The sequence below is a fragment of the Mycobacterium sp. 050272 genome, from assembly GCF_039023525.1.
Classification (GTDB): Bacteria; Actinomycetota; Actinomycetes; order Mycobacteriales; family Mycobacteriaceae; genus Mycobacterium.
In genome coordinates, this window is sequence record NZ_JBCHKV010000011.1 from 90,933 (window position 1) to 110,940 (window position 20,008).

General features: G+C 68.0%; 7 protein-coding genes. 5 read left to right on the top strand and 2 right to left on the bottom strand.

Annotated features, from left to right (window positions below; all coding sequences use genetic code 11):
• The first annotated feature begins 114 nt into the window (after positions 1–114).
• From AAHS21_RS20590 to AAHS21_RS20600, 3 genes are read left to right on the top strand one after another with little or no spacing between them, the layout of a single operon-like run.
• A complete protein-coding gene (locus AAHS21_RS20590) occupies positions 115–12,603 on the top strand; it encodes a type I polyketide synthase (protein ID WP_342929412.1) in 12,489 nt (4,162 codons plus the stop codon).
• Between the two features lie 20 nt (positions 12,604–12,623).
• Positions 12,624–15,218, top strand: coding sequence for a sugar epimerase family protein (locus AAHS21_RS20595; RefSeq protein ID WP_342929413.1), 2,595 nt, complete (start codon positions 12,624–12,626; stop codon positions 15,216–15,218).
• Between the two features lie 45 nt (positions 15,219–15,263).
• Positions 15,264–16,346: a dihydrodipicolinate reductase gene (locus tag AAHS21_RS20600; RefSeq protein WP_342929414.1), complete on the top strand. Its 1,083-nt coding sequence runs from the start codon at positions 15,264–15,266 to the stop codon at positions 16,344–16,346.
• 3 nt (positions 16,347–16,349) lie between these two features.
• On the opposite strand, the gene AAHS21_RS20605 is transcribed toward AAHS21_RS20600, so the two are convergent.
• The gene (locus AAHS21_RS20605; RefSeq protein WP_342929415.1) at positions 16,350–16,979 is read right to left on the bottom strand and encodes a helix-turn-helix domain-containing protein; all 630 of its coding nucleotides are present in this window, start codon (positions 16,977–16,979) and stop codon (positions 16,350–16,352) included.
• 93 nt (positions 16,980–17,072) lie between these two features.
• Between AAHS21_RS20605 and AAHS21_RS20610 the strand changes: the two genes are divergently transcribed.
• Positions 17,073–18,284, top strand: coding sequence for a cytochrome P450 (locus tag AAHS21_RS20610; RefSeq protein ID WP_342929416.1), 1,212 nt, complete (start codon positions 17,073–17,075; stop codon positions 18,282–18,284).
• Positions 18,281–19,237 (top strand): SDR family NAD(P)-dependent oxidoreductase, encoded by a 957-nt coding sequence (locus tag AAHS21_RS20615; protein WP_342929417.1) that lies wholly within the window; start codon positions 18,281–18,283, stop codon positions 19,235–19,237. Before AAHS21_RS20610 ends, AAHS21_RS20615 begins: the two co-directional genes overlap by 4 nt.
• A gap of 10 nt (positions 19,238–19,247) precedes the next feature.
• Here AAHS21_RS20615 and AAHS21_RS20620 read toward each other — a convergent pair whose 3' ends face one another.
• The gene (locus AAHS21_RS20620) at positions 19,248–19,943 is read right to left on the bottom strand and encodes a hypothetical protein (protein WP_342929418.1); all 696 of its coding nucleotides are present in this window, start codon (positions 19,941–19,943) and stop codon (positions 19,248–19,250) included.
• Positions 19,944–20,008: the final 65 nt, after the last annotated feature.

A 20,008-nucleotide genomic window follows, 5' to 3' on the forward strand; every position in this document is an offset into this window, starting at 1 on the left:
ATACTCACCAGCGACATCTTGGGTCGTAGCAGCACGACCACGTCGCTCGTGCCGCAACTGCCGTGACTCGGCATCCGGTGGTTGAACGGCCAGTGTTAGGCAAGGGGTACTGAGGTGGATCAACTCCAGCATGCGACCGAGGCGCTGCGGAAAGCGCTGGTCCAGGTTGAACGCCTGAAGCGCACCAACCGTGCGCTGCTGGAGCGCTCGAGCGAGCCGATCGCGATCGTCGGCATGTCCTGTCGCTTCCCGGGCGGGGTCGACACCCCCGAGCGCCTGTGGCAGATGGTGGCCGAAGGCCGCGACGTCATCTCGGACTTTCCGACCGATCGCGGCTGGGATCTGGCGGGGTTGTACGACCCCGATCCCGACGCGCGGCACAAGACATACGCCCGCACCGGAGGGTTCGTCGACGATGTCGCGGACTTCGACCCGGCGTTCTTCGGTATCGCACCCACCGAGGCGCTCGCCATGGACCCGCAGCATCGAATGCTGCTGGAGCTGTCGTGGGAGGCGCTGGAGCGCGGCGGCATCGACCCCAGCGGGCTGCGCGGCAGCGCCACCGGAGTGTTCGCCGGACTCATCGTCCAGGGCTACGGCATGCTCGCCGAGGAGATCGAGGGCTACCGCCTGACCGGCATGACCTCCAGCGTCGCCTCGGGCCGGGTGTCCTACGTGCTGGGGTTGGAAGGCCCGGCCGTCTCGGTGGACACCGCGTGCTCGTCCTCGCTGGTGGCATTGCACATGGCGGTCCAGTCGCTGCGGTCCGGTGAGTGCGACCTGGCCCTGGCCGGCGGCGCGACCGTCAATGCCACGCCCACTGTTTTCATCGAATTCAGTCGCCACCGGGGGCTCGCCCCGGATGGCCGGAGCAAGGCCTACGCGGGCGCGGCCGACGGGGTCGGCTGGTCCGAGGGCGGCGCCATGCTGGTCGTGGAGCGGTTGTCGGATGCGCGCCGGCTCGGCCATCCGGTGCTGGCGTTAGTGCGCGGCTCGGCGGTCAATCAGGACGGGGCTTCCAACGGGTTGACCGCGCCCAACGGCCCGTCGCAGCAGCGGGTGGTGCGCGCGGCCTTGGCCAACGCCGGGTTGTCGGCCGTCGAGGTGGATGTCGTCGAAGGTCACGGGACGGGCACCACATTGGGCGATCCCATTGAGGCCCAAGCGTTGTTGGCGACCTACGGCCAGGATCGCAGCGAGCCCCTGTGGCTGGGCTCGATCAAGTCGAACATGGGTCACACCCAGGCCGCCGCCGGCGTCGCGGGCGTGATCAAGATGGTGCAGGCGATGCACCACGAAATGCTGCCCGCGACGTTGCACGTGGATCAGCCCAGCCCGCACGTGGATTGGACCGCGGGAGCGGTGTCGTTGCTGAGCGAGGCGCGGCCGTGGCCGGCCGCGGATCACGCACGCCGCGCGGGAATCTCGTCGTTCGGCATCAGCGGCACCAACGCCCACGTGATCGTCGAATCCGCCCCGCCCCGGCAACCGCGGGAACCCGCCCCGGCCCGCGCGGTCGTGCCATGGGCACTGTCGGCAAAGTCGTTGCCGGCGTTGGCCGCTCAGGCTTCTCGGTTGGCCGCGCACGTAGCCGCCGATGACGGGCTCGACATCGCCGACGTGGCGTGGTCGTTGGCGGGCCGGGCCACCTTCGAGCACCGAGCCGTTGTCGTCGGTGGTGACCGCGACCGGTTGCTGGCCGGGCTGCAGGAATTGGCCGGTGACCAGCCGGGCGCCTCCATCATCCGCGGCACCGCGTTGCCCGCAGGCAAACATGTCTTCGTCTTTCCGGGCCAGGGCTCGCAATGGGTCGGCATGGGCATCGAATTGCTCGATACCGCACCGGTATTCGCTCAGCACATCGAAGCCTGCGCGCAGGCGTTCGACGAATTCGTCGACTGGTCGCTGATCGACGTCCTGCGCGGCGCGCCGGGCGCTGCGAGTACGGACCGCGTCGATGTCGTGCAACCGGTGCTCTTCGCGGTGATGGTGTCGTTGACCGAATTGTGGAAGTCGGTCGGGGTCAACCCCGATGCGGTGATCGGTCACTCGCAGGGCGAGATCGCCGCGGCGTATGTCGCCGGTGCGCTGTCGTTGCGCGATGCCGCGCGGGTGGTGACGCTGCGCAGCAAACTGCTGCGCTCGCTGGCCCACCCCGGCGGCATGGTCTCCATCGCGTGCAGCACCGAGCGCGCACGAGAATTGCTGGCGCCCTACGGCAATCGGATCAGCATCGCCGCCGTCAATGGCCCGTCCGCGGTCGTGGTCTCGGGTGAGGTCGCCGCGCTGGAGGAACTCATCGGCTTTTGCGCCGATCTCGATCTGCGGACCCGCCGTATCGACGTGGACTACGCATCGCATTCGGTCGAGGTCGAGGCGGTTCGCGACGAGCTGACCGCAGCGCTGGCCGGCATCGAGGCGCGCACCTCGCGGGTCGCCTTCTTCTCCACCGTATCCGGAAGCCGGTTGGACACGGCCGGTTTGGATGCCGCCTACTGGTACCGCAACATCCGCCAGACCGTGCAATTCGAGCAGGCGGTGCGCACCGCGTGCGAGAACGGGTACCGGACATTCATCGAATCGAGTCCGCATCCCGCATTGATCGCCGGCATCGAGGACACCTTCAACGACAGCAACACCGCGGGCGACACCGAGGCCATCGTCGTTCCCACCCTGGGCCGTGACGACGGCGGACTCGAGCGGTTCCTGACCTCGGCCGCCGCCGCCTTCACCGCGGGCGTGAACGTGAACTGGCGTGGCGTACTCGACGGGGCCGGTTTCGTCGAGCTGCCCACGTATGCCTTTGACCGACGCAGGTTTTGGCTGTCGGGTGAGGGCATCGGCGCCGACGTCGCAGGCTTGGGGCTGGGCACCAGCGAGCATGCGTTGCTGTCCGCGGTCGTCGAGCTGCCGGCCTCGGGTGGGGTGGCGCTGACCGGACGCCTGTCACCCAGCCAGCAGGGCTGGCTGGCCGATCACGCCGTGTCCGGCACGGTGGTGTTCCCCGGCACGGGGTTCGTGGAGCTCGCTATCCGCGCCGGCGACGAAGTCGGATGTTCGACGGTCGAGGAGCTCACGCTGCAGGCGCCGTTGCTACTGCCGGCCGGCGATTCCGGGTTCGGTTCGGTGGCAGTGCAAGTCGTGGTGGGCCCGGCCGAAGAGTCGGGGCAGCGCAGTGTCGCCATTTTCTCGCGCGTCGACGCCGACTCCGCGTGGGTGTGCCACGCCGAGGGGGCCCTGAGCTCCGCGACGGTCGAGCCGAGTGCCGATCTGTCGGTGTGGCCGCCGGCGGGTGCGGTCGCGGTGAACGCGGCCGACGGCTACCAGAAGCTGGCGGCCCGCGGGTACGGCTACGGCCCGGCGTTCCAGGGCCTGACCGCCACCTGGGTCCGCGGCGACGAAGTGTTCGCCGAAGTGCGACTGCCGGACGCGGCCGGCGGCGTCAGCGGGTTCGGGGTGCACCCGGCATTGCTCGACGCGGCAATGCATTCCATCGTCATGGCTCACCAGGTCGAGGACCAGGCCACCGATGTAGTGTTGCCCTTTGCCTGGCAAGGCATTTCGCTGCACGCCGGGGGTGCGTCGGCGGTTCGCGCACGCATCGCGCCGGCGGGGCCCACCGGATTCTCGATCGAGCTGGCCGACGGGCTGGGGTTGCCGGTGCTCTCGGTGGGCACCATGGTCGCCCGCCCGGTCAACGAGCAGCAACTACGCGCGGCGATCTCAAGCTCGGGCCCGGACCGGCTGTTCGAGGTGGTGTGGTCGCCGACGCCGGCAGCCGCAGCCGCCGCCAACGGCTCATCCCACCAGCTACTTGAATCCGTTGCCACCGAAGACGATCCGGTGGCGGCTACCTATCCGCGCACCCATCAGGTGCTGGCGGCCGTGCAGTCGTGGCTGACCGAACACGACTCGGGCGTTTTGGTCGTGGCCACCCGCGGGGCGATGGGATTGCCGGGGGAGGACGTCACGGATCTGCCGGGCGCCGCGGTGTGGGGGCTGGTGCGATCGGCGCAGACCGAACACCCCGGCCGACTCGTGCTGGTGGATTCCGATGTGCCCCTTGACGATGACGCGACAGCCGCGGTCGTGGCGGCCGGTGAGCCTCAGGTATTGCTGCGTGGCGCAACGCTTTACACCCCACGAGTGCGGGGCAGCCGCGCGGTCGACGGCATCTTGGTGCCGCCCGTCGAGGGGCCCTGGCGCCTGGGCATCAGCAACGCAGGCACCTTCGAGAACCTGCGCCTGGAACCGGTTCCCAACGCCGAGGCGCCGCTGGAGCCGGGCCAGGTTCGGGTGGCACTGCGGGCCATCGCCACCAACTTCCGCGACGTCATGATCACCCTGGGCATGTTCACCCACGACGCCCTGCTCGGCGGCGAGGGTGCGGGCGTGGTGGTCGAAGTCGGTCCGGGCGTCACCGAATTCGCGGTCGGTGATTCGGTCTACGGATTCTTCCCCGACGGCAGCGGCACGCTGGTGCCGGGCGATACCCGGCTGCTGCTGCGCAAGCCCGCCGACTGGTCCTACGCCGAAGCCGCCGCCATTTCGGCGGTTTTCACCACCGCGTACATGGCATTCATCCATCTGGCTGACGTCAAGCCGGGTCAGCGGGTGTTGGTGCATGCGGCCGCCGGCGGTGTGGGCATGGCCGCCGTACAGCTGGGCCGGCACCTGGGTCTGGAGATTTTCGCCACCGCCAGCCGCGGCAAGTGGGACACCTTGCGGGCCATGGGCTTTGACGACGACCACATCGGCGACTCGCGCAGCCTGGACTTCGAGGAGAAGTTCCGCACGGTCACCGGCGGGCGCGGTATGGATGTGGTGCTGGACTCGCTGGCCGGTGAATTCGTGGACGCATCGCTGCGTCTGGTCGCCCCCGGCGGTGTGTTCTTGGAGATGGGCAAGACCGACATCCGCGACCCCGGGGTCGTCGCCCGGGAGTACCCGGGGGTGCGCTACCGCGCCTTCGACCTGTTCGAACCGGGCCGTCCCCGCATGCACGAGTGGATGCTCGAGCTTGCGCAATTGTTCGACAGTGGCGTGCTACGGCCGCTGCCGGTAACGACTTTCGATGTGCGACGGGCCCGTTCGGCGTTGCGGTATCTGAGTCAGGCCCGCCACATCGGCAAGGTGGTTCTCACGCTGCCCGACGCGTGGGCGACGGGAACCGTGTTGATCACCGGCGGTACGGGGATGGCGGGTTCGACGCTGGCCCGCCACCTGGTGACGCGGCATGGCGTGCGGGACTTGGTGCTGCTGAGCCGCAGCGGCCCGGATGCCGCCGGATCTGCCGAGCTGGTCGCCGAATTGGAGGCGGCCGGGGCGAGCGCCAAGGTGGTCGCCTGCGACGCCGCCGACCGGGCCGAACTGGCCGCGGTGCTCGCCGAGATTGCTGACCTGACCGCGGTCATTCACGCCGCCGGTGTGCTCGATGATGCCGTGGTCACCTCCCTGACGCCCGAGCGGGTGGATGCGGTGTTGCGCGCCAAGGTGGACGCGGCCTGGAACCTGCACGAGCTTACGCGCGAGCTCGATGTGTCTGCGTTCGTGATGTTTTCGTCGATGGCCGGCCTGGTGGGTTCGTCGGGTCAGGCCAACTACGCCGCGGCCAACACCTACCTGGACGGGTTGGCCGCGCATCGCCGTGCCCACGGACTGCCCGCGATCTCGCTGGGGTGGGGGCTGTGGGACCAGGCCAGCGCCATGACCGGCGGACTCGACGCCGCCGACCGCGCCCGCTTGAGCCGCGACGGCATTCTGGCGTTGCCGTCGGATGAAGCGATGGAACTGTTCGACACCGCCTTGATTGTCGACCGGGCCTTCATCGCGCCCGCCCGCATCGACCTGGCGGCGCTGCGCGCGCATGCGGCGGCCGTACCGCCGATGTTCGCCGACCTGCTCAACGCGCCGGCCCGACGCCAGGTCGACGATTCGCTGGCCGCCGCGAAGTCGAAATCGGCTCTGGCGCACCGGCTGCACGGGCTCTCCGAGGCCGAACAGCACGCGGTGCTGTTGGATCTGGTCCGCTCGCACATCGCGACCGTGCTGGGCAACACGACCGTCGAGGCGATCGACCCCGACAAGGCTTTCCAGGATCTGGGCTTCGACTCGCTGACCGCCGTCGAAATGCGTAACCGGTTGAAAACCGCCACGGGGCTGGCGCTTTCGCCCACCCTGATCTTCGACTACCCGACGCCGAACGGGTTGGCCGGTTACATCCGCAAGGAGCTCGCCGGAGTTCCGCAAGAAATCGCGCACACCCCGGCCGTGGCGGTCACCGGTGACGACCCGATCGTGATCGTGGGCATGTCGTGCCGCTACCCGGGTGGGGTGAGCTCTCCCGAGGACCTGTGGGAGATGCTGACCGAGGGCCGCGATGTGCTCACCGAGTTTCCGAGCGACCGCGGCTGGGATATCGCCGGCGTGTACAACCCGGACCCCGATGTTCCGGGCACCTGCTACACCCGCACCGGCGGTTTCGTGGACGGGGTCGGCGACTTCGATCCCGCCTTCTTCGGCATCACGCCGACCGAGGCACTCGCGATGGACCCGCAACAGCGGATGTTCCTCGAACTCTCGTGGGAAGCCTTGGAACGGGCCGGGATTGAGCCCGGCGCGCTGCGGGGCAGCGCAACGGGCATGTTTGCCGGCGTTTACACGCAGGGGTACGGCATTGGCGCCGCACCGACCGCGGAGGGTTTCCGGCTGACCGGTCAGTCCTCGAGCGTCGCGTCGGGCCGAGTGTCCTACGTGCTGGGGCTGGAGGGCCCCGCGGTGTCGGTGGACACCGCATGCTCGTCGTCGTTGGTCGCGTTGCACATGGCTGCGCAGTCGCTGCGCTCCGGCGAGTGCGACCTGGCCCTGGCCGGCGGTGTCACGGTCAACGCCACCCCCGACATCTTCGTGGAGTTCAGCCGGATGCGCGGGCTGTCCGTCGACGGTCGTTGCAAGGCCTACGCGGGAGCCGCCGACGGCACCGGATTCTCCGAAGGCGGCGGCATGCTCGTCGTCGAGCGGCTGTCGGACGCCCGTCGGCTGGGTCATCCGGTACTGGCGGTGGTCCGCGGCTCGGCCATCAATCAGGACGGGGCCTCCAACGGGTTGACCGCCCCCAACGGCCCGTCGCAGCAACGCGTGGTGCGCGCCGCCTTGGCCAGCGCCGGTTTGTCGACGGCCGACGTCGACGTGGTGGAAGGCCACGGCACCGGCACCACCTTGGGCGATCCCATTGAGGCCCAGGCATTGTTGGCGACTTACGGTCAGGATCGCACCGAGCCGCTGCTACTGGGCTCGATCAAGTCGAACATGGGTCACACCCAGGCCGCCGCGGGCGTGGCCGGTGTGATCAAGATGGTGCTCGCGATGCGCCACGAGCTGCTGCCGGCGACCTTGCACGTCGACGAGCCCAGCCCGCACGTGGATTGGTCGGCGGGTGCGGTGTCGTTGCTGACCGAAGCGCGGCCGTGGCCCGCCGTGGGGCGCAGGCACCGGGCGGGTGTGTCGTCATTCGGCATCAGCGGCACCAACGCCCACGTGATCATCGAGGCTGCCCCCACCGACGTCGACGACGTCGTCGAGCGCGCAGTGGGACCGGTGCTGCCGTGGGTGATATCGGCAAAGTCATTGCCGGCGTTGGGTTCTCACGCGTCCCGGCTGGCCGCCTACCTGCGCGGCCACCGTGACCTCGAGTCCGCCGATGTGGCGTGGTCCCTGGCGGGCCGGTCGAACTTCGAACATCGTGCCGTCATCGCCGGTGCCGATCGCGCGCAGTTGCTGGCCGGCCTGGACGAATTGGCCACCGGCGAGGCCGCTTCGGTGATCCGCGGCAGCGCAACGGGCGGCAAGACCGTCTTCGTGTTCCCAGGCCAGGGCTCCCAGCTTCTGGGCATGGGCATGGGCCTGCACGCCGGATACCCGGTGTTCGCCGAAGCGTTCAACAGTGTGGTCGCCGAACTCGACCGGCACCTGCTGCGCCCCCTGCGCGAAGTCATGTGGGGCCACGACGAGGCGCTGCTGAACACCACCGAATTCGCCCAGCCCGCCTTGTTCGCGGTGGAAGTCGCCCTGTTCCGGCTGCTCGAATCCTGGGGTGTGCGACCCGACTTCGTGATGGGTCACTCGATCGGCGAGGTGGCTGCCGCGCACGTCGCCGGTGTGTTGTCCCTGGAGAACGCCGCGGTGCTGGTGGCCGCCCGGGGTCGCTTCATGCAGGCGCTACCGGCGGGCGGGGCGATGGTGGCCGTGCAGGCCGGCGAAGAAGAGGTGCGTCCGTTGCTGACGGTCGACACCGGCATCGCTGCGGTCAATGCACCGGGCTCCGTGGTGATTTCGGGCGCCGAGGACGAGGTCACCGCGATCGCCGAGCGACTTCGTGCCGACGGCCGCCGCGTGCACCGGCTGGCCGTTTCGCATGCGTTCCACTCGCCGTTGATGGATCCGATGATCGACGAATTCGGTACGGTCGCGGCCGGACTCGCCATCGGCACGCCCACCATCCCGATCGTGTCGAATGTGACCGGCCAGCTGGCCGGCGACGACTTCGCCACGGCGGCGTATTGGAAGCGGCACGTGCGCGAGGCGGTGCGATTCGCCGACAGCATCCGGTTCGTCAACGCAGCGGGTGCAACCCGATTCCTCGAAGTCGGGCCCAGCGGCGGCCTGACGGTTTCCATCGAGGAATCGCTTCCCGATGCCCCGATTATCACAATGTCCGCACTGCGCAAGGACCGTCCGGAGCCGGAAACCCTGATCACGGCGATCGCGCAGGGGTACGTCGCGGGCATGGCCGTGGACTGGCTCGCCACCATTGGCCGGGCAAAATTCGTCGAGCTTCCCACCTATGCCTTTGAGCGACGGCGCTTTTGGCTAGCCGCCGACGGTGCCCCGGCCGACGCGGCGGGCCTGGGCCTGGCGGCCGGCGAACACCCACTGCTGGGGGCGGTGGTCGAGTTGCCGGCCTCGGGCGGGGTGGTGCTGACGGGCCGGCTATCGCCGAGCGTGCAGACCTGGTTGAACGACCACGCCGTCGGTGGGGTCGTCCTGTTCCCCGGAGCCGGATTCGTCGAGCTGGCGATCCGCGCCGGTGACGAGGTGGGCTGTGGAATCGTTGACGAATTGAATCTCGCGGCGCCCCTGGTGTTGCCGGCCGGCGGGTCGGTCGCGGTCCAGGTGGTGGTCGGTGGGGCGGACGAATCGGGTGTTCGTGCGGTGTCGGTGTTCTCCCGCGGCGAAGCGGGCTCGGGCTGGTCGATGCACGCCGAGGGCATGCTGCGCGCGGGCTCGGCCGAACCGAGCACCGACCTGTCGGCCTGGCCCCCGGTCGGTGCGGTCCCGGTCGACATCGGCGACGGCTATGAGCGGCTGGCCGAACGCGGATATGGATACGGGCCCGCATTCCGTGGCCTGGCCTCGATGTGGCGCCGCGGCGACGAAGTGTTCGCCGAAGTGGCATTGCCCGCGGATGCGGGCGTGTCGGTGGCCGGATTCGGGGTGCACCCGGCGATGCTCGACGCCGCACTGCACGCGGTGATCCTGGCGTCCGATGGCGACGAGCTTGCCGAAGGTTCGATGTTGGTGCCGTTCTCCTGGCAGCAGGTGTCGCTGCACGCCGCGGGCGCGGCGGCGGTACGGGCGCGGATCGTGCCGGTGGGCGAATCGGCCGTGTCCATCGAACTCGCCGATGGCCTTGGGCTGCCGGTGCTGTCGGTAGCGTCGATGGTGGCCCGGCCCGTCACCGATCAGCAACTGCTGGCCGCGGTCTCGAAGTCGGGGCCGGACCGTCTCTTCGAAGTCGACTGGGTCGTGCAGCCGTCGTCCTCGGTGCAACCGGTCTCGGTGTCCGCTTGGGGCGCACCGGAATCGGAGGCCGCCGAGGGACAACGGTCGGCAGTCGTGTTCGAGTCGGCGCCGTTCGCCGACGACATCCTGGCCGGGGTCTACACCGCCACCCGCGCGGTGCTGCCGGTGCTGCAATCGTGGTTGGCCCGTGAGGGCGCCGGCACGCTGGTGGTGGCGACCCGGGGCGCGATGCCGTTGCCGGGGGAGGACATCACCGATCTGGCCGGTGCCGCGGTGTGGGGCTTGGTGCGTTCGGCGCAGACCGAGCATCCCGGGCGCATCGTACTGGTCGACACCGACGGACCGCTCGACGACGAGGCGGTCGCCGCGGTCCTGTCCGCCGGTGAGCCGCAGGTATTGCTCCGTGGCGCAAGGCTTTACATCGCTCGCGTGCATGGCAGCCGCGCGGTCAGCAGTCTCTTGGTGCCGCCGGGCGATGGCCCGTGGCGGCTGGGGATGACCAGTCGCGGTACCTTCGAGAACCTGCGACTGGAGCGGATCCCTGACGCCGACGCGCCGCTGGGTCCCGGACAGGTTCGGATCGCGCTGTCGGCGATCGCGGCCAACTTCCGTGACGTGATGATCGCGCTTGGTCTCTACCCGGACCCTGACGCGATCATGGGCATCGAGGCATCCGGCGTGGTCGTAGAAACGGGGCCGGAAACCGCCTCGCAGGAAGGTCGTTTCGTTGTCGGCGACCGCGTCATGGGTCTGTTCCCCGACGGAACCGGAACAATCGCCGTGACCGATGAGCGACTGCTGGCCAAGGTGCCGGCCGGATGGTCGCACACCGCCGCCGCGACCACCACGGTGGTTTTCGCGACCGCCTACTACGCCCTGACGGATCTTGCCGCGGCCAAGCCCGGCCAGCGGGTATTGGTGCACGCGGCCGCCGGCGGCGTCGGCATGGCTGCCGTGCAGCTGGCCAGGCACCTGGGTCTGGAGGTCTTCGCGACCGCCAGCCGCGGTAAGTGGGACACGTTGCGGGCCATGGGCTTTGACGACGACCACATCTCCGACTCGCGCAGCCTGGACTTTGAGGACAAGTTCCGCGCGGTCACCGCGGGGCGCGGCATGGATGTGGTACTGGATTCGCTGGCCGGCGATTTCGTCGATGCCTCGCTGCGGCTGGTGGCCCCTGGCGGAATCTTCCTGGAGATGGGCAAGACGGACATCCGTGAACCCGGTGAGGTCGCCATCGAGCATCCGGGTGTGCGATACCGCGCGTTCGATCTCTTCGAGGCGGGACCCGAGCGCATCCAGCAGATGCTGGACGAGCTGGCCGCACTGTTCGGCGACGACGTGCTACGGCCGTTGCCGGTCACCAGGTTTGACGTGCGACGCGCTCCGGCGGCGTTGCGGTACCTGAGCCAGGCCCGCCATGTCGGCAAGGTCGTGATGACTGTGCCTGTTGGGCCAGGTAACTGGCTGGGTACCGGCACCGTGCTGATCACCGGTGGAACCGGGATGGCGGGCTCGGCACTGGCCCGTCATGTGGTGTCGCGACATGGCGCTCGCAATGTGGTGTTGGTGAGCCGGCGTGGTCTGGATGCACCGGGCGCCGCGGAATTGATGACCGAACTCAGCGCGACCGGCGCTGTGGTGCAGGTGGTGGCCTGCGATGTGGCCGATCGCGAGGCGCTGGCCAAGGTGATCGCCGATATCCCGGTGACGCGACCGCTGTCCGGCGTGATCCATGCGGCCGGGATGCTCGACGACGCCGTCATCTCCTCGTTGACCCCGGAGCGGGTGGATGCGGTGTTGCGGGCCAAGGTCGATGGCGCTTGGAATCTGCATGAGTTGACCCGCGATCTGGACGTGTCCGCCTTCGTGCTGTTTTCGTCGATGGCCGGGTTGGCGGGAGCGTCCGGCCAGGCCAACTACGCGGCTGCCAACTCGTTCCTGGACGGGTTGGCGCTGCACCGACGAAGGTCCGGGTTGCCGGCGATATCGCTGGGCTGGGGGCTGTGGGACCAGGCCAGTGCCATGACCGGCGCGCTGGGCGCTGCCGACCGGGCCCGGTTCGGCCGGGACGGCATCGTCGCGATGTCCTCCGACCAGGCGCTGGAGTTGATGGACACCGCACTGATCGTCGACGAGCCGTTCCTGTTGCCGGCTCATATCGACCTTGCCGCGCTGCGGGTGAAGTTCGACGGCGGAACGCTGCCGCCGATGTTCGTCGATCTGATCAACGCGCCGACCCGGCGTCAGGTCGACGATTCGCTGGCCGCCGCCAAATCGAAATCGGCTCTGCTGCAACGCCTCGAAGGCCTACCAGAAGACGAGCAATACGCCGTGCTGCTGGATCTGGTGCGCTCCAACATCGCCACGGTGCTGGGCAGCTCCAGCCCCGAGTCCATCGATCCGGACCGCGCGTTCCAGGAGCTCGGTTTCGACTCGCTGACCGCCGTCGAAATGCGCAACCGGTTGAAGTCCGCGACGGGCCTGGCACTTTCACCCACGCTGATCTTCGACTACCCCAACTGCGCCGCGCTGGCCGGCTACATGCACTCCGAGCTCATCGGAACCGAAGAGCAAAGTACTCCGTCGGCCGCGCCTGGAGAAGCCGACATCCAGCGTGTGGTGGGCTCGATTCCGGTGAAGCGACTACGGCAGGCCGGCGTGCTGGAGTTGTTGCTCGCATTGGCGACCGAAGACGCAACCGTGCAGGCGCCGGTTGCCGGGCTGAGCGCCGAAAAGGACATCGCGGACATGGACCTCGAGGACTTGCTCAATGCCGCGTTGAGCGACGACGACGAATAGCCGATGAAAGCCAGTAGTCAGTGAGAGTCGCGGTCACCGGGGCCAGCGGTGTCCTCGGCCGCGGTCTGTCCGCCCGGCTGCTCAGCCAGGGCCACGAGGTCATGGGGATCGCGCGGCACCGACCCCAAAGCTGGTCGAGCGCAGCCGATTTCATCGAGGCAGATATCCGGGACGCGAGCGCGGTCAAACGTGGGATCGCGGGCGCGGACGTCGTCGTGCATCTCGCCTGGGCACGCTGCCCCGGACCCGACGAACGCATCGGTCATGAGGTCAACGTCGGTGGCACGGTCAACGTCCTGGAAGCGATGGCCGAAACCGGTTCCAGGCGCATTGTTTTCGCCTCGTCCGCGCACGTCTACGGCAGGGCTGACGGGCCGAAAGGCGAGCAGCAGCCGATGGTTCCGGTGCTGGCCGACGGCGTGCATCAGGCCCGCGTCGAGGATCTGCTGGGTGGGTTGGACGCCGAGTGGGTCGCGATCCGCTCGGCGCTGATCGTCGGGCGCAACGTCGACAACTGGGTGCGCGGTCTGCTGGCGTCGCCGGCGTTCCCGCACGGATCTGACGATCGCCGCATTCAGGTCGTCCACCTCGACGACGCACTGCGGCTGTTCACCCGCGCCGTAGCGGACGCCGACATTGCCCACGGCCCAGTCAATCTGGCCGCCGCGGGTGGGCAGACGTTCCGTCAGATCGCGGCCGCGCTCGGTCGTCCGACCCTGCGGCTGCCCGGGCCGTTGCGGCCTTGGGCACGACGCGGCGAGCTGGAGCTGGTGCGCGGCGCCCCGCTGATGGATACCGCGCGGCTGCGCGAGCAGTGGGGATTCCAGCCGGCGTGGAACTGCGACGAATGTATCGAGGACTTCGCGATCGCGGTGCGCGGCCGCATCGCGCTGGGCAAGCGGGTCGTGTCGCTGCCGTGGCGGCTGGCCAACGTCGCGGACCTGCCGGCCGTCGATGCGGCAGCCGATGACGGAGAGGTCCCCAGATTGGCTGGTCCGCCGGGAGATAACGGCGAGTTCGACACCCCGATCGACCCGCGCTTTCCCACCTTCCTGGCCACCAATTTGTCCGAGGCGCTGCCAGGGCCGTTTTCGCCCGCCTCGGCGTCGGCGACCGTACGCGGGTTGCGCGCCGGCGGCGCCATCATTGCCGAGCGGCTGCGGCCGGGCGGAATGGTCCAGCGCGAAATCGCCATGCGCACCGTCGCGGTGTTCGCCCATCGGTTGTACGGGGCGATTACATCGGCGCACTTCATGGCCGAAACCGTGCCGTTCGCCAAGCCGTCGATGATCGTCAGCAACAGCGGGTTCTTCGGACCCAGCATGGCGTCGCTGCCCGTGTTCGGTGAGCAGCGGCCCGCCGAAATCGGCCGGGCCCGAAGGCAACTGCGCAATGCCCGCAATATCGGGGTGTTCGGTGTCAATCTCGTGGGCCTGAGCTCCGGCGCATCCCGCGATACCGAAGACTTCATCGCCGACGTAGACCGCCTGGAACGGCTGGCCGAAGATGTCACTCAGCTCGACGATCGCCGACTGCTGAGCCTGATCGGGTTGGCGCGCGACCAGGTGGTGCACGGATGGGTGCTGGCCTCGGCGTCATTCATGCTGTGCGCCGCGTTCAACGTGTTGCTGCGCGGCTTGTGCGGCCGCGACACCTCCCCGGCCGCGGGGCCGGAACTGGTCAGTGCTCGCTCGGTAGCCGCGATGCATCGCTTGGTTCTTGCGGCACAACGTGATCCGAATGTGGTGCGGCTGTTGGACGAACCGGGAGAGCGGCTCGACAAGCTGGCCGTCGACGCGCCGCAATTCCACGCCGCGGTGCTGGCCGAGCTGGCGTTGATCGGTCACCGCGGCCCCGCCGAGCTCGAGATGCTCTCAACGAGCTATGCCGATGACCCCGAGCTGCTGATCCGGATGGTGGCCAGGGCAATGAGCGCGCCGGCGGCGCCCACCCCGCATCATCCGCGAATTCCGTTGCGGGCCAAGCCGGTCGCGGTGCTGGCTGCACTCCAACTGCGCGACCGCGAAGCACGTCGCGACAAGGTGGTGCGCGCCAACTGGGTGCTGCGCGGTCTGCTGCGCGAATACGGGCGCAGGATGGTCGACGCCGGGGTCTTCGACGCCGCCGACGACGTGTTCTACCTGCTGGTCGACGAACTCGACGCCCTGCCGCCCGACGTCAAGAAGCTGGTGGCACGCCGCCGGGCCGAGCGGCGCCGTCTGGTCACCGTCGCTCCGCCAACGGTATTCAGCGGGAGGTGGGAGCCGTCCACCACGTCGGCGCCGGTTCTTTCCAGCGGAGACACCCTGCACGGCGTCGGCGTGTGCGGGGGACGGGTGCGCGGCCGGGTGCGGATCGTGCGGCCCGAAACGATCGACGACCTGCAACCCGGTGAGATTCTGGTCGCGGAGGTTACCGACGTCGGGTACACCGCGGCTTTCTGCTACGCCGCGGCGGTCGTGACAGAACTCGGCGGGCCGATGTCACACGCGGCCGTCGTGGCCCGCGAGTTCGGATTCCCCTGCGTGGTCGATGTTCACGGGGCAACCACCTCATTGCCGTCGGGTGCGCTGATCGAGGTCGACGGCACGACGGGCGAAATCTGCGTGCTCTAACCGGCCGGTGCAGACGAGAACCACCACGGGAAGGATGACGTAACGATGCGCAGAGTGATCCAGTTCTCCACTGGGAATGTGGGCCGGCATTCGCTGCGGGCGATCATCGGCCGGCCGGACCTCGAACTTGTCGGCGTGCACGCCGCAAGCGCGGACAAGATCGGCAAGGACGCGGCTCAGCTGTGCGGACTCGACACTCCGACCGGCGTTGTCGCCACCGATGACATCGATGCCCTGGTGGACCTCGGTGCCGATTGTGTGGTGTACACGTCGCAGGGCGAGACCCGGCCGATGGAAGCGATCGAGCAGATGTCTAAGTTCCTCGCCGCGGGCACCAATGTCGTCGGTACCTCGATGGTCTGGCTGGTCACACCACGCCACGCCGAAGACTGGTTGCGCGAGCCCCTGGAGCGCGCCTGCGCGGCGGGCAACACCTCGCTTTACGTCAACGGCGTCGATCCCGGCTTCTCCGGCGATACGCTCGTACATGCGGCGGTCAGCCTGACGACTCGCGTCGATTCGATCACCGTGCAGGAGATCTTCGATTACGGGAACTACGATGATGCCGAGTTCACCGGCGCTGCAATGGGGTTCGGATCGACTGAAGACGACGATTCGCCGATGATGTTTCTGCCCGGGGTGATTGTGTCGATGTGGGGTGGTCAGGCCCGGAGTCTGGCGGACAATCTGGACATCAAGCTCGACGAGGTGCGCCAGCGCGTCGAGCCCTGGTACACGCCCCAACGAATCGACTGCACGATGATGACGGTCGAGCCGGGACAGATGGCCGCGGTGCGTTTTGCGACCGAGGGCGTGCGCGATGGCAAACCGGTGATCACCCTCGAACATGTCACCAGGCTGACCAACGCGGCGGCACCGGACTGGGAATTCCCGCCCGAGGGTCACACCGGGGTGCACCGTGTCGTCGTGGAGGGCGAACCGCGCGTCGAGATCAACACTCACCTTTCGCACCCGGTGCTGGATTCCACTGACGCAGGCTGCATTTCGACGGCGGGTCGCGCGGTCAATGCGATCGAATGGGTGTGTCGCGCACCGCAGGGACTTGTTGCGGTAGAGGATATTCCGCTGTCCGCGACAATGCGCGGCGCGATGTGGGCCGAGGGTTGACCGCTACAGCGGCCAGCTGTCCGGCCTGGCCTCGTAATGCAATGCGACGGGCGGCGGCAATGGCTGTCGTTCGTTGACCGAGATCGCATCGACGACAAGGGCGACATACCGTCGCCAGCCGTCGCTGCCGGTCGCCATCGTGGACAGCACACCGAAGAGCATCGCGACCAGGCGGGGAAGGTCGTCGGCGACCAGGTCGTCGCGGATGCTGCCCACCCGCTGGCCTTCTCGCACAAGCTCGCCCAGCGCTTCGTTGAGCGAAACCGAGATGTCGGACGTGAGCGATCCGGCCCGGCGTGCGGCGGTCAGCAGGTTGTGTTCGCGGGCTCCCAGCGATATCGCCGCTTCGATCAGCTGGGTGAGACCCCACAGCGGATCCGTCGCACGGCGGGCGCTTTCGATCACCGGTGTGAGGTCCTCGGCGATGCTTTGGTCCAGGGCGGCCCGCACCAGGTCAGCCTTTGCCGGGAATCTGCGGTAGAGCGTGCGCTCACCCACGCCGGCGTGCCGCGCGACCGCTTCCACCGGGGCGTCGGGCCCCAGCTGACCATAGACTTCCCGCGCCGCGCGCAGGATGCGCTCGACGTTGCGCGCCGCGTCGGCCCGCAACGGCCGGTCTTCCACCGCGGTCATGGTGACAGCCTAACTGACAGTTGACTGCCAGTCCGCTAGGTTCTACGCTGATGCAACTGGCAGCCAACTGACACTTATGGGGAAATGCGGCTAATGTCAATTGCTTTCGAAACCTCCGAATCCAGCCTGCCCGTCATACCCGTTCAACGTGCGACGCAGTGCCCGCTGCACCCGCCGGCCGAGTTCGTCAACTGGCGCGACGAGCCCGGACTGCGCAAGGCGATGTATCACGGCCAACCGACCTGGGTGGTGAGCCGCTATCACGACATCAGGGCGGCGCTGCTCGACCCGCGGCTGTCCGCCGATACCATCCCCGCCTCGTTCAAGCCCGAGAGCCCGGACAGCACCGTGCCGGTGATGTTCCCGCGCATCGACGATCCCGAACACAATCGGCTGCGCCGGATGTTGGTGCGCGACTTCACTTTCCGGCGTTGCGAGTCGATGCGGCCGCAGATCCAGGAAACGGTGGACGAATTCATCGAACAGATGATCGGCAACGGGCCGCCCGCCGACCTGGTCAGCGACTTCGCGCTGCCCATCCCGTCGCTGGTTATAGCGCTGTTGCTGGGTGTGCCGCCCGAAGACCTGGAACTGTTCCAGCGCAACTCGACGCTGGGGCTCGAGGTCGCCACACCCGACGACGTCAGGGCACAGGCCTTCGCCGAGATGTACGTCTACATACAGGACTTGGTGGAACGCCGGACGCACGACCCGGGCGACGACATGATCAGCCGCCTTGTCACCGACTACGTCGCGACGGGTCACCTCACCCGCGAGACGGCGGCGATGAACGGCGTGGTGATGATGCTTGCCGGTCACGAAACCAGCGCGAATATGATCTCGCTGGGAACGGTCGCGCTGCTCGAGCATCCAGAGGTTTACGAACGTCTGGGCCGTACCGACGACAATTCCGTCATCGCCAACATCGTCGAAGAGTTGATGCGGTATCTGTCCATCGTGCACAGCCAGGTGGACCGGGTGGCGACCGAAGACTTCGTTCTGGGCGGTCAGATGATCCGGGCCGGTGACATGGTCTTGATGAACATACCCGCCGGAAACTGGGACGCCGAGTTCGTCGATAACCCTGAACGCTTCGACCCCGAACGGAATACGCATGGGCACTTGGGGTTTGGTTACGGCGCGCATCAGTGTATCGGACAGAATCTGGCCCGTGTCGAGATGCAGGTCGCGTTCGCGACGTTGGCACGACGACTGCCCGGACTCACATTGGCGGTCTCTGCGGACAAGCTGAAGTTCAAAGAAGCGGACATCTACGGCATGAAGGAACTGCCGGTCAGTTGGTGAACGAGCTGAGGTTCGACGATCAGGTTGCCGTCATCACCGGTGCCGGCGGCGGCCTGGGCAAGCAGTACGCGCTGTTGCTGGCGTCTCGGGGTGCGCGCGTCGTCGTCAACGACATCGGTGGTTCGGTGACGGGCGATGGTTCGAGCAACCAGGCGGCGGACGCCGCCGCACACGAGATTCGCGAGCTGGGCGGCCAGGCCGTTGCGGACAGCCACAGCGTGACCAGCGCCGAAGGGGGACAGGCGATTATCGATACCGCCCTGAGCGCATGGGGCCGCGTCGATATCGTGATCAACAATGCCGGAATCGTTCGGGATGCGCCGTTCGAGGACATGACCGCCGAGCGCTTCGAGCCGCTGCTGGATGTGCATTTGCGGGGTGCTTTCCACGTGACGCGACCGGCATGGAAGGTGATGCGCGAGCAGGGGTATGGCCGGATCCTCAACACCACTTCGGCAGCCGGCATTCTGGGCAATGCCGGAATGAGCAACTACGGCTCGGCCAAGACCGGGCTGCTCGGTTTCACCCATGTGCTGGCCGCCGAAGGTGCTGGCGGCGATATCAAGGTCAACGCCGTCGCCCCGATCGCCTACACGCGGATGCTGACGCACTCGATCGACGGTGCCGCGCCCCCGGCCGACGCGGCGGCGCGAGCCGTGTTGGACGACCTGACGAACCATTACCTCAAGAAGCTGGATCCGGCCCTGGTTGCTCCGGTGGCGGCTTTCCTGACACATCGCGATTGCCCGGTGTCGGGCGAGGTTTATACCGTTGGTGCAGGCCATGTTTCGCGATTTTTCATCGGGCGGACCAAAGGCTTCTACAGTCCCGAATTGTCAATCGAAGAGGTGCGGGACAACCTGGGGCAAATTCGCGACGAAGCCGGCTACACGGTGCCCGGGGGACCCGCCGACGAGATGGCCGAGCTCTTCGCCATGATCATGGCTTCATGAGTTGCCGTGATCAGCAGCTGAACGCAATGCCGATGCCGTCGGGCGGCGGCACCGACCGCAGACAGCCGAACTGCTGGATCCCGGCGCTGCTGAACCGTACGGCCGACTGACGGGCGTAGTTCACGCAGAACAGGCCGGCCTGGTCGGCGCGACAGCGATAGTCGTCATAGGACAACGTGTCCCCGCCCGCCAATTCGGCCCCATTGCCGTAGACGAACGGCCCCGGGTCGGCGCGGGCCGCTCCGATCTGCAGGTTCGTCCCGTCGAAGGTGACCCAGCCGCCTTTCCATTCGCCGTAGGCGGTGTCCGGGCGGGGCGGCGGACTGGACAGCTCGACCAGGCAGGTCAGCGCACCGCCGGTGTGTGCGGAATCCGTCGTGCATGCGAGCTTGGCGGCCGGGACGCTGAAGGCGACGTCGGGACCGAGCTGGGTGGTGACGCCGTCGCGGACGACCGCGTGATAGCGGGCCGGATCGGCGGGATGACCTGCTTCGATCCAGGCGATGACATCGGAGATCGGCGCGCCGGCCGCTGGGACGGCCGACGGCCCCGGCGGTTTACTCCCGGGTGAGACCGTGCTGGTGGGGGAGTAACCCGACACCGCGGTTGTGTTCGGTGCCTGGCTGGGTGCCGATTGACCGCCGCCGCGGTGCGAGCATCCGGCGGCCACCAGCACCGAGAGTGTGACCCAGACGGCCATTCGCATGCCGACAGGCTATCCGTCACACCGCGGATTTAGCCGCTACGCGCGCTTTGTCTACGTAGTGTCGG